8 protein-coding genes are annotated in these 12161 nt (G+C 73.1%); 3 read left to right on the top strand and 5 right to left on the bottom strand.

Translation table 11 applies throughout. The annotated features are described in order from the left end of the window. Positions 1 to 40: 40 nt before the first annotated feature. Both ACFYPM_RS21300 and murQ read right to left on the bottom strand, forming a co-directional pair. Complete coding sequence (locus ACFYPM_RS21300; protein WP_387199554.1) at positions 41 to 184, bottom strand: hypothetical protein; 144 nt, start codon at positions 182 to 184, stop codon at positions 41 to 43. Between the two features lie 89 nt (positions 185 to 273). Then, positions 274 to 1167 (bottom strand): N-acetylmuramic acid 6-phosphate etherase, encoded by an 894-nt coding sequence (gene murQ, locus ACFYPM_RS21295; protein ID WP_387199551.1) that lies wholly within the window; start codon positions 1165 to 1167, stop codon positions 274 to 276. A 263-nt stretch (positions 1168 to 1430) separates the two neighbouring features. Between murQ and ACFYPM_RS21290 the strand changes: the two genes are divergently transcribed. The 3 genes from ACFYPM_RS21290 to ACFYPM_RS21280 are packed head-to-tail and all read left to right on the top strand — an operon-like array spanning position 1431 to position 7070. Beyond that, on the top strand, positions 1431 to 2990 hold the full coding sequence (locus tag ACFYPM_RS21290; protein ID WP_387199548.1) for a sodium:solute symporter: 1560 nt from the start codon (positions 1431 to 1433) through the stop codon (positions 2988 to 2990). Positions 2991 to 3001: 11 nt separating this feature from the next. Continuing rightward, a complete protein-coding gene (locus tag ACFYPM_RS21285; protein WP_387199545.1) occupies positions 3002 to 4171 on the top strand; it encodes an anhydro-N-acetylmuramic acid kinase in 1170 nt (389 codons plus the stop codon). Between the two features lie 25 nt (positions 4172 to 4196). After that, positions 4197 to 7070, top strand: coding sequence for an FAD-binding and (Fe-S)-binding domain-containing protein (locus tag ACFYPM_RS21280; protein ID WP_387199542.1), 2874 nt, complete (start codon positions 4197 to 4199; stop codon positions 7068 to 7070). A 5-nt stretch (positions 7071 to 7075) separates the two neighbouring features. Here the strand turns inward: ACFYPM_RS21280 and ACFYPM_RS21275 are convergent, their stop codons facing one another. The 3 genes from ACFYPM_RS21275 to ACFYPM_RS21265 are packed head-to-tail and all read right to left on the bottom strand — an operon-like array spanning position 7076 to position 12137. Further along, the gene (locus ACFYPM_RS21275) at positions 7076 to 8119 is read right to left on the bottom strand and encodes an NAD-dependent epimerase/dehydratase family protein (protein WP_387199539.1); all 1044 of its coding nucleotides are present in this window, start codon (positions 8117 to 8119) and stop codon (positions 7076 to 7078) included. Next, entirely contained in the window at positions 8116 to 10086 is a 1971-nt protein-coding gene (gene asnB / locus ACFYPM_RS21270; RefSeq protein ID WP_387199536.1) for an asparagine synthase (glutamine-hydrolyzing), read from the bottom strand. Before asnB ends, ACFYPM_RS21275 begins: the two co-directional genes overlap by 4 nt. An 11-nt stretch (positions 10087 to 10097) precedes the next feature. After that, the gene (locus tag ACFYPM_RS21265; protein WP_387199534.1) at positions 10098 to 12137 is read right to left on the bottom strand and encodes a 3-oxoacyl-[acyl-carrier-protein] synthase III C-terminal domain-containing protein; all 2040 of its coding nucleotides are present in this window, start codon (positions 12135 to 12137) and stop codon (positions 10098 to 10100) included. Between the last annotated feature and the right edge of the window lie 24 nt (positions 12138 to 12161).

Below are 12161 nucleotides of genomic sequence, written 5' to 3'. Positions count from 1 at the left end.
CGACCGAGCCGGAGGAGCGCTCACCGGCCACGATGGAGAGCTACCGCTGGGCATCGTGGGGCCATCGGCGGGTGCCGGGCGCGTCGGCGGCACGCGGACGCGCGGCGAGGTCCGGCAGGGTGCGGCCGGGGAAGGCGATGGCGCCAGCCAGGCCCAGGGTCCGGTCGGCGTCGGGCGAGGCCACCGGCACACGAAGTACATGCGGCGAACCTCAGGTGAGCGGCCCGACAGAAAGTCCGTGCCCGGATCTGTCCCCGTGCCATGGCGGGACGGTCAGGCCGCGACGGCCGCCCGCACGTCGTCGTCGGCGGCGCGCAGCCGCGCCGCGGCCTCCTCGGCGGTGCAGTTCGCGAGCAGCAGCACAATTGCCGTCTTGGCGTGCCCGTGCGCCGCCACGAGTGCCCGCGCGGCGCTGTCGAGGTCCGTGTCGGCGGCCTCGGCGACGATCCGCCGCGCCCGGTCGACGAGCTTCTCGTTCGTGGCGTTCATGTCCACCATCAGATTGCCGTAGACCTTGCCGAGCCGGGCCATCGTGGCGGTCGAGAGCATGTTGCAGACGAGCTTCTCGGCGGTGCCGGCCTTGAGCCGGGTGGAGCCGGTGAGCACCTCGGGACCGGTGGGCACCTCGATGGCGACGTCGGCGTACCTGCTGGTCACCGCGTCGGAGTTGCAGGCCACCGAGACTGTCGACGCGCCGAGCGCGCGGGCGTGCTCCAGCCCGCCCACCACGTATGGCGTGCGGCCGCTGGCGGCGAGCCCGACCACCGTGTCGCGGGCGGTCAGGCCGACCGCGTCGAGATCGGCGACGGCACGTTTCGGGTCGTCCTCCGCGCCCTCGACGGCGACACCGAAGGCTCGCGCTCCCCCGGCGAGCAGGCCGAGAACCCGGTCGGGCGACGTACCGAAGGTGGGCGGGATCTCGACGGCGTCGAGCATGCCGATCCGGCCGCTGGTGCCGGCACCGAGGTAGATGAGTCGCCCGCCCTGGCGCAGCGATGCCACGACGACGTCGACGGCGGCCGCGATGTCCGGCACGGCCCGCCGGACCGCCTGGGCCACCGTCTGGTCCTCGTCGTTCATCGCGAGGAGCAGCTCGGTGGGGGACATCAGGTCGAGGTCGCTGGTCTTGTCGTTGCGGGTCTCGGTGCCGAGGGTGCTGAGGTCCACGGGGTTACTCGTTCCTCTCACTGTGTTCAGTCGCCGGTCGAACGACGGGCTGCGGCTCGTCGAGCGCCGCGTCCGCGATGTGCCGTTCCGGCCGTGCCAGCCTGGTCGGCACGGTGGGAGGTGGGCACTCCGCTGGACCCCCCGCCTCCCCGTATCCGCAGGCCGGGACCACAGCGTAGCCAGCCCGGACGCGGACTGGCAAAAAGTTTCGGGATACGCTAGACATGCGTCACTTATTGACAACTCCTGGTTGGGAGCGAGCTGTGCGTCAACTCGACCTTGTCGTGATCGTGCTGTACCTCGTGGTGATCGCCTACGTCGGACTACGCCTGTCCGGCAAGCAGAAGTCCGCCAAGGACTACTTCGTGGGCGAGGGTCGGCTGCCGTGGTGGACCGTCTCGTTCTCCGTGGTCGCCACCGAAACCAGCGTCCTGACCGTGATCAGCGTGCCCGGTGGCGCCTACAGCGGGCAGGGGTTCGGCAACGTCGAACTGGCCCTCGGCTACGTGATCGGTCGCGTCGTCGTGGCAGCGGTGCTCATCCCGCTCTACAAGCGGGGCGGCTTCGTCAGCGCCTACCAGTACCTCGGTGAGCGGTTCGGCCTGAAACTCCAGGGCCTGGCATCGGTCACGTTCGTCTTCACCCGCCTGCTCGCCGAGGGCGTACGGCTGTTCGCCTCGGCCATCCCCATCAAGCTGCTCCTCGACGAAATCGGCCTTAACGTCGGTTATCAGGTCATCATCGTGGTCCTGACCCTGATCACGGTCGTCTACACCTACCTCGGTGGCATCAAGGCGGTCATCTGGACCGACGCCATCCAGATGGGGCTCTACCTGGGTGGGGCGATCCTGGCCATCGCGGTGCTCAGCCACGCCGTGGGCTTCGACGGCTACTCGCAGGCGCTGGACGCCGGCAAGTTCCAGCTCTTCGACACCAACCTGTCGCTCGCGCACGTGCTCACCAGCCCGTTCGCCCTGCCGACCGCGATCATCGGCGGTGCGATCTTCGCGATGGCCAGCCACGGGTCGGACCAGCTGATCGTCCAGCGCATCCTGTCCACCCGGACGCTGCGCGACGGCCAGAAGGCAATGATCTCCTCGGGCATCTTCGTGGTCATCCAGTTCGCGGCGTTCTCCCTGGTCGGCGCGCTGCTGTGGTCGTACAACAAGGGTCAGACCTTCAAGGAACTGGGCCTGAACAGCAGCGACAACCTCTACCCGAACTTCATCCTGCACGCCCTGCCGGTGGGCATCTCCGGTCTGCTGGTGGCCGGCATCCTCGGCGCCGCGATGGGGTCGCTGTCGTCGGCGCTGAACTCGATGTCGAACTCCACGGTCGCCGACTTCATCCACAGCTTCTTCCGGAAGGTCCCGTCCGACGACGCGATGCTGCGGCTCGCCCGGGTGATGACCCTGGTCTGGGCGGTGTTGATGGCAGTCTTCGCCTGCGCGTTCAGCTCCAGCACCGGAAACGTCTACCTGACCGGTCTGACCATCGCTGGCTACACCTACGGAGCGCTGCTCGGTGCCTTCCTGCTCGGCCGCCTGGTCAGCCGGGCCAACCAGGTCGACGCGTTCGTCGCCTTCCTCGTCACCGTGGCGGTGATGACCTACATCGTCCGCTACGTCAAGATCGACGTCACGGCGGCCGGGCACACCGTCCCCACCGCCATCGCCGCGCAGTGGCTGGTGCCGATCGGCGTCCTGATCACTCTGCTGGTCGGCGCGGTGTCGAGCCGGTTCCACGCGGCCCCGGCGACGCCCTACGACCATGGACGCGCCGACGAGATCGACGACGCGGCAGAGCCCGCCGCCCGGGCATGAAGGAGGACGTGATGCGTGTCATCGGCCTGATGTCCGGCACCTCCTACGACGGCATCGAAGCCGCCGCCGCCGAGTTCGAGATGAGCGGCGACACCCTGCGGATGCGGCCACTGGGCCGGCTCAGCCACCCGTACCCCGAGGAGCTGCGCACCCGGATCGCCGCCGCCCTACCGCCCGCGCCGACCACCACCGAGGCGATCACGGTGTTGGACACCGGCATCGGCCAGGCCTTCGCCGAGGCCGGCGCGCGGGCGCTCGCCCAGCTGTGCGGCGCAGACGCCGACCTGGTCGTCTCGCACGGGCAGACCATGCACCACTGGGTCGACGGCGGTGTGGTCCGGGGCACCCTGCAACTGGGTCAGCCGGCCTGGATCGCGGAGGCCACCGGCCTCCCGGTCGTGGCCGACCTGCGCTCCCGCGACGTCGCCGCGGGCGGCCAGGGCGCTCCCCTGGTCGCTCTCTTCGACACGCTGCTGCTGCGGGGCCTGCCCGGCGTCCCCGCCGCGCTCAACCTGGGCGGCATCGCCAACATCACCGTCGTCGCGCCGGACGCGGACCCGCTCGCGTACGACACCGGCCCGGCCAACGCGCTCCTCGACGCCGCCGCGCGGCACTTCAGCGGCGGCACCGAGGAGTACGACCGGGACGGGCGCGGGGCGGCGGCCGGGCAGGTGGACCAGGCCCTGCTGCGGCGACTGCTCGACGAGCCGTACTACCGGCAGCCCGGCCCGAAGAGCACCGGCAAGGAGCTGTTCCACCTGCCGTACCTGCTCGCCGCACTCGCCGACGTGCCCACGCCGGATCCGCAGGACGTCCTGGCCACCCTCACCCGGTTGACGGCGGTCACGGTGGCCGGCGCCTGCCGCGACCACGGCGTCACCCGGCTCGTCGTCTCCGGCGGCGGCGCACACAACCCGACGCTGCTGCGCATGATCGCCGAGGAGCTGCCGGGCGTCGACCTGTCGTCAAGCGACGACCTGGGTGTCGCGTCGGACGCCAAGGAGGCACTGGCCTTCGCGCTGCTGGGCTACCTGACCGTGCACGGGCTGCCCGGCACCCTGCCCTCGGGCACCGGCGCGCGGCACGCCTCGGTGCTGGGCAGCATCACCCCCGGCCGCCAGCCGCTGCGGCTGCCGACGCCTGTCGACACCGCGCCGGACCGGTTGATCGTCGCCTTCTGACCGCCCCTTTCGGGAGGACCCGCCCATGAGACCCGTCGTAGGAGTACCCGCGCCGACCACGGCCGGCGTCCGCGCCCGCGAGGTCGCCGAGCTGCTGCGCTCGCGTCTCGACGACCCGGCCCGGGCCAGCACCGAGCTGCCCCGCAGGCTGGCGGCGGCGCACGACGCCTCGCCGTACCTGTTCGAGCCGCAGGCCGTGGTGCGCGCCGCCTCGGCGGCCGAGGTGGGGGCGCTGATGGCGGGCGCCCGGGAGGCCGGTGTCCCGCTGACCCTGCGCGGCGGCGGCACCAGCCTCGCCGGGCAGGCCGGCGGCGCGGGCGTGCTCGTCGACGTCCGGACCGACTGGCGGCACGCCGAGGTGCTCGACGACGGCCGCCGCATCCGGCTCCAGCCGGGCCTCACGATCCGGCAGGCCAATGCCAGACTGGCCCGCTACGGCCGCCGGCTCGGCCCGGACCCGGCCAGCGAGGCCGCCTGCACGGTGGGCGGCATGGTGGCCAACAACTCCAGCGGGATGACCTGCGGCACCACCGACAACGCGTACCGCACCATGGAGTCGCTGCGCGTCGTCCTGCCGTCCGGCACCGTCGTCGACTCCGCCGCGCGCGACGCCGACGACCGGCTGCGGGCCGACGAGCCGGAGCTGTACGCCGGGCTGCTGCGCCTGCGCGACCGGGTGCGCTCGACACCGGGCTCACGCGCCACGATCGAGCGGCTGTTCGCCATGAAGAACACCATGGGGTACGGGCTGAACTCCCTGCTCGACCACGACAGCCCGGCCGACATGCTCGCCCACCTGATGATCGGCAGCGAGGGCACCCTCGGGTTCGTGGCCGAGGCCGTCTTCCGGACCGTCGAGATCCACAAACACGCCGCCACCGGACTGCTGATCCTGCCCGGTCTCAGCGCCGCCACCGACGCGCTACCCGCCCTGCTCGCCGCGGGCGCGCGTACCGCCGAACTGCTCGACGCGGCCGCGTTGCGGGTCAGCCAGCGCGACCCCGACGCGAGCGCGACCCTTCGCGGGCTGACTGTCACCGGGCACGCCGCGCTGCTCGTGGAGTTCGCCGAGGACAGCGCGGAACGGCTGGCCGCGACGCTTGCCGACGCCCAGCCCGTGCTCGACCGGCTGCCCGCCGTCACCGGCACCGCACTGACCCGCGACCCCCGCGAACGGGCCAAACTCTGGCACCTGCGCAAGGGCCTCTACACGGCGGTCGCCGGTGCCCGCGCGCCCGGCACCACGGCCCTGCTGGAGGACATCGCGGTGCCGATGCCGCGCCTGACCGGCACCTGCGACGGGCTGATCGACCTGTTCGACAGGCACGGCTACCCGGACGCGGTGATCTTCGGACACGCCCGCGACGGCAACCTGCACTTCATGCTGACCCAGTCCTTCGACACACCTGCCGAGATCGACCGCTACGCCCGGTTCACCGACGACATGGTCGACCTCGTGCTCGGCGAGGGGGGCACCCTCAAGGCCGAGCACGGCACCGGCCGGGCCATGGCCCCCTTCGTCCGCCGCCAGTACGGCGACGAGCTGTACGACGTGATGCGCGACCTCAAGCGGTTGTGCGACCCCAGCGGCCTGCTCAACCCCGGTGTGCTGCTCAACGACGACCCGACCGTGCACCTGCGGCAGCTCAAGGCCGTCCCGACGGTCGACCCCGAGCTGGACGCCTGCGTCGAGTGCGGCTACTGCGAGCCGGTCTGCCCCACCGCCGACGTCACCACCACCCCCCGGCAGCGCATCGTCCTGCAACGGCAGATCGCCCTCGCCACCGCCGCCGGCGACGAGGAGCGCCGCCGGGAGCTGACGGCCGACTACGCGTACGCGGCGGTGGACAGTTGCGCCGCGGACAGCCTCTGCGTCACCGCCTGCCCGGTCGGCATCGACACCGGCGCGGCGATGAAGCGGCTGCGCGCCGAACGGCACCGCCCTGCCGCCCAGCGCACCGCCCGCGGCGTCGCCCGGCACTGGAAGGGCGCCGTGACCGGTGTCCGCCTGGGGCTGAGGGCCGCACACGCCGTACCGACACCGTTGACCCGCGCCGCCACCGGGGTGATCCGTGGGCTCGGCGCCACCGAACTGGTGCCACAGTGGAGCGACGACATGCCGCGCGCCGGCGCTCCCCGCCCCCGACCCCGCAGCGCACCGGACGCCCAGGCGGTGTTCTTCGCGGCCTGCGTGGGCAGCCTCTTCGCACCGGAGGACGGTCCGGCCGGCGGCGCGGCGGCGGCGTTCCTGCGCCTGTGCGAGCTGGCCGGCGTGTCGGTCGTCGTGCCGGCTGGCACGGCCGGCCTGTGCTGCGGGACGCCGTGGCAGTCCAAGGGCTATCCGGCCGGCCACCGCGAGATGGCCGAGCGGACCCTCGCCGTGCTGTGGGAGGCCAGCGACCAGGGCCGCCTGCCCGTCGTGTGCGACGCGTCGTCCTGCACCCACGGGCTGACGCAGCTGACCGCCGCCCTGGCCGAGGAGGACCGGGCGCGGTACGACGCGCTGCGCTTCGTCGACAGCGTCACGTTCACCGCCGAGCACCTGCTGCCGGCGCTGCCGGAGCCCCGGCGGCTGGGTTCGCTGGCCCTGCACCCCACCTGCTCCACGGTGCACCTCGACGGCATCGACGAGCTGCGCGCGGTCGCCCAGGCCGTCGCCGACACGGTGACCGTGCCGGACAGCTGGGGATGCTGCGCCTTCGCCGGCGACCGGGGAATGCTGCATCCCGAGGTGACCGCGAGCGCCACCGCCGCCCAGGCCGCCGAGGTCAACGAGCGCGACCACGACGCGTACGCCTCCTGCAACCGCACCTGCGAGATGGGCATGAGCCGGGCCACCGGGCAGCCGTACCGGCACGTGCTCCAGGTCCTCGTCGAGGCGGTCGAGCCGCCCGCGTAGCCGCGTCACCGGAGCAGGCCCTGGTCGCGGTACCACGCCACCGCGCTGGCCAGGCCCTCCGGCAGGAGGTACGCGGGCGTGAAGTCGAGGTCCGTCCGGGCCCGATCGGTGGCGCACGTCCACGCCAACTGCCGGATCTCGTGCGCGCGGTCCCGGTTCATCGTCAGCGCCGCGCCCCGGCGAACCGGGCTCAGGTCGCACAGCCAACCGGTCGCGTGCACGAGCGGGCCCGGCACCGCGATGAAGCGCGGGTGGGGGCGGCCGACCGCGATGGCGAGTTCGCGGCAGAAGTCGCTCCAGCCGTACACCGCGCCGTCGCTGATGAGGTACACCCCCTCGGCACCGCCGTCGGGTGGCAGCGTCCCGCCCCGGACGACGGCCGCGATCAGAGCCGAGCACAGGTCGTCCACGTGCACGAATGAGTACTCGCGTTCCGGGCGGGTGGGACGCAGGTGGGTGCCCATCCGGGCCATCGGCAGGAAGGACGGCAGGAAGTCGTGGTCGCCTGGGCCGTAGACGATGGTCGGGCGGAGCACGACGGTCGGCACGCCAGCGGCGCGGGCGATCTCCTCGGCGGCGAGTTTGCTGCGTCCGTACGCGGAGACCGGCGCGGCCGGCGTGGACTCGTCCCGTGGCCGGCCGGGACGCGACGGCCCGGCGGCGGCCAGGGACGAGCACAGCACCAGCCGAGGGGTCGGTTCGGCGGCGGCGATGGCGGCGACCAGCCGGCCGGTGGACTCGGTGTTTCCGCGCCGGAACGCCCCTGGGCGGCGGGCCTTCACCTGGCCGGCCAGGTGCACGACGGCGTCGACGCCGGCGACGGCCGCCGCCACACCCGCGCCGGTGTCGAGGTCGGCGACCGCGTAGCGCAGCCCGGGGATGCCGGCCAGGACCGCGCGGTCGGACGTGGGGCGGACCATCGCGGCGGGGGCGCACCCCAGGTCCGCCAACCGTCGCACGAGCCGGGCGCCGATGAAACCGGTCGCCCCGGTGACCAGGATGGTGCGGGATGCGATGCCGGGCCAGCGGTGCCGCTCGGGGCTCGTCATCGCCGCTCGGCGCGTTGCAGGGCGCTGGCGAGCGCCGCCGGGAGCGCGTCCGGGGCGGGGGTGGCCGCCGCGTCGCGGAACACCTCCAGCAGCAGGTGGGTGGTGAGGACGGCCATGCTGGCCCACTCGGCGACCGTACCCTCCCAGGTGCGGCCGGCCCCCCGCAGCGCGGCCCGGTGCAACGCGGTCACCTGCGCCGGGTCGAAGAGCCCGCTGGCGCGTACCGCCGCCGGCCCGAGATAGGTCGCCGCGAGTTCCTCCCCGGGGCCGGTGAGATACCACGGCGTGATGGGCGTGAAGAACGGTTTCTTCCGGCGGCGTCGGATCGGTGCCGGGACCACGTCGCGAAGGGCCTGCCTGAGGATGTGTTTCTCGCTGGTGCCGCGCATGAGCACCCGAGGATCCAGTCGTGCCGACAGGTCCAGCAGCGCCCGGTCCATGAACGGCACGCGCACCTCGACGCCGTTGGCCATGGACAGCCGGTCGCTGAGCATGAGGACCCAACTGGGCAGGCGGGTCTGGTACTCGTAGTGCAACGAGCGGTGCAGCGCCGTGTGTGTCGGCGGGGCCGGCAGCGGCGACGGGGTGAGCGCGCCGCTGGACGGGCGCAGCAGCGCGGGCGCGACCGCGTCCATCGCCGACCACAGGTAGAACCAGGCGGGCGCGCCACCGCCGAAGCGGTCCGCGGTGGCCGTGAGTCGCCTCGGCACGGCGGCCAGGTGGGTGGCCGCGCCGGCGGGGGCGCCGTTGCGGGCCAGCACCCCGGCCAGGATCAGCCGGCGCAGCGGGTCCAGGCCCACCCGGGTCAGCCGGCCGAGCCGCTGCTCCAGCCGCTGGAGGACGTACCAGGAGTAGCCGCCGAGCAGCTCGTCGGCGCCGTCGCCGGTCAGCGCGACCTTGGCGCCCCGCTCGGCGGCGATCCGGGTCACCTTCAGAAACGGCGTGGCGACGCCGAACCACTGCGGCGCCTCCAGGTGCCACAGTGTCTTCGCCAGGTGCTCGCACGCCTCGGCGCCGTCGAACTCGATCTCGACGTTGTCGACCCCCAGGGCCTTCGCGGCGAGCCGCGAGTAGTGACCCTCGTCGAGGTCCGAGCCGGGCAGTCGGATGCTGGCGGTCTGTACCGGTGTGCCGAGGATGGCGGAGATCGTCGCGACGACGGCGGTGCTGTCCAGGCCGCCGCTGAGCGTCGCGCCGAAGCCGACCTCGTCCGGCAGCCGTTTGCGGACCGCCTCGACCAGCGCCGAACGGAACTGCTCGACGGCCGCCCGCCCGCTCAGCAGATCGTCCGGGTCCCCGTCCAGCGGGGTGAAGTACCGGCGCAGGGCGACCGCCTGCCCGTCGGCCACCAGCAGGTGCCCGGGCGGCAGGTCGTGGACACCGGCCCAGAAGGTGCCCGGCGCGGTCGGTTGGCCGTAGCCGAAGACGTCGCGGAGCCCCTGCGGGTCGACGCGCGCCTCGCACAACCCCGACGCGAACAGGGCCTTCACCTCGCTGGCGAACTGAAGCCGGCCCCCGGCGACGTGGTAGTACAGGGGTTTGACCCCGACCGGGTCCCGGGCGAGCGTGAGCCGACGAAGCCGACCGTCCCACAACGCGATGGCGAAGTCCCCGTCGAGGTGGTCGACGAAGCCGAGGCCGTGCTCCTCGTAGAGGTGGGCGATCACGGCACCGTCACTGCCGCTGGTGAGGGTGTGGCCGCGCTCGACGAGCCGGGCCCGCAGTGCCCGGTGGTTGTAGATCTCGCCGTTGAAGATGACCTGGATGTCACCGCGCTCGTCGCTCAGTGGTTGCTGACCACCGGCCACGTCGACGATCGCGAGCCGCCGGTACGCCAGCCCGATCCCCGGGGCCACGAAGTACCCCTCGCCGTCCGGGCCGCGATGGGCCAGCGCGTGTGCCATCCGGGCCAGCCGGTGCGGCTCGACAGCGGCGTCGAGATCGAGGATGCCGGCGACACCACACATACGCGTTCCCTTCAGATGCGGTACAGCGCGGCGCCGACCTCCATGCCGGTGCTCGCGCCCACGACCACCACCAGATCGCCTGGCGACACCTCGCCGCCGGCGGACACGGCGCGCAGGCCGACCGGCAGGGCCGAGGTGAACAGGTCGGTGCCGTTCGACGCGGACGGCAGCGTGACCAGCCGCGGACCGAGCACCGGCCAGGTGTCGCGCAGCCGGCGCTCGACCGACGGTGGCAGCCAGGGCGGTACGACCGCGCGGATCGCGTCGGGTCGCACCCGCAGGCGCTCCAGCAGCTCGGCGACGACCACGGGCAGGTGCTCGGCGTACGCGGCGGCGGGCTCGCTGCGGTCGGTGGCGCGGATGAAGCTGTGCCCGCCGTCCTGCATCACCCAGGCGCCCCGGTCGGAATCGGGCGTCGCGACGGAGCGGCTGTGGAAACCCAGGAAGCCGCTCACCCGGTCGGGGTCGAGGCGCAGCAGCACCGCCGAGGCGTACCTGGCCACCGCGGGCCCGGCGGCACCGGGTTCACGCTGCTCGACCTCGGAGGCGACCACGACGGCGGTGTCGGCCTTGCCGGCCCGGATGAGTTCGGCGGCGATCCGCCAGCCGTCGAGCGTGCCCAGCGCGCCGTTGGTGACGTCGAAGGCGAGGAGTTCGCCGGCGGCGGCGGTGCTGCCGTCGAAGCCCAGCTCGCCCGCGGCGATCGCCGCGATCGCCGGTTCGGCGATCATGCCGGTGCGGTACACGCCGACGTGGATGAGTAGGTCGACGCCGGAGGCGCGGACGCCCGCCCGGCGCAGGCAGTCGTCGGTGGCGGCGCGGATGAGCTGGAACGTCGTCACGGGCTCGGCTGCGGCCGCGGGTTCGGGTCCGGCCGCGGGTTCGGGTCCCGCGAGGCCGATCGCGACGGCGCGCACCGGGTCCGGCCATGGTGCCGGGCGGCGGCGCGGGGGCGCGGCCCGCAAGGACCGGGTCCCCCGGGCGAGCCGGTCGGGCAGCCCGTCCAGCCGGTACGCGGCGGTGCCGACGTTGACGCCGGACGCGGCGACCTCGAACAGCACCCGGTCGCCGGTCCGGATCCGCCCGTCGAGGCTCGCGTCGCGCAGCGCGACCGGGTGCGTCGTGGTCGCGGTGTTGCCGCGCCTCGACAGGTTGTTGATGACGTCCCGCTCGTCCACCACCACACCGCCGAAGACCTTGTTCGTACGGCGGACGGCGGCCTGGATCGCCAGCGTGGACGTCTGGTGCGGGATGAACCGGTCGAAGTCCCTCGGCGACAGGCCCATCGCGCCGAGGGCCTGCTGAGTGTGCGCCACCATCTCCCGGATGCCGGCGGCCGCCAGACCCATCATGTCGGTCTTCATGATGACGCCACCGTGCGGCTGATCGGTGGGCCCGGCCACGCACAGGTTGTGGTAACGCCCGACGGTGCGAAGGCCGATGTACTCGAAGCCGCCCGGCCCGTCGTCGGCCCTGGTCAGCAGGACCGCCGCACCCGCGTCACCCAACGTCAGGCAGGCGATGCGGGCATCGAGCTCGTCGACGATCTCCAGCTGCGCGGTACGCATCAGGTGGGAGATGTACTCCCCGCTGACGATCAGCGCCGACCCGATCTCACCGGCCCGGATGAGCGCGTCGGCGACGTAGATGCCGGTGAACTGGCCGGCACACGCGTTCGTCACGTCGAACGCCCAGGCCCGATCGCAACCCAGCCGGTGGCGCAGCTGCGTGGCCGCCGACGGCTCGTAGGTCGACCGCTCCGGGCTGTCGACCCGCGAGATGCTGGCGCTGATGAGCAGATCGACGTCGGCGAGCCCGATCGACGAGCGGGAGACGCAGTCCTGCGCGGCCCGGGTGGCCAGGTCGAGGGCGTACTCCACGTCGCCGGCGACGCGCCGCGACGCGATGCCGGTGGTCTGTTCCAGCGGCAGGGCCAACCGGCTCCGGCAACCGTCGAGCACCTCGCGGGTGGTCATGACCCGGTCGGGCAGTGCCACGCCGATGCTGTCGATGACGCTGCCCGTCCCCGCCGGGGCGACCTGGATGTTCACCCTCGACCACCTTGTCTGTCTTGG

It is taken from the genome of Micromonospora sp. NPDC005203, from assembly GCF_042872705.1.
Lineage (GTDB): Bacteria > Actinomycetota > Actinomycetes > Mycobacteriales > Micromonosporaceae > Micromonospora.
Note: the sequence above shows the minus strand (reverse complement) of the source record. Positions and strands in the feature narration are given on the sequence as shown.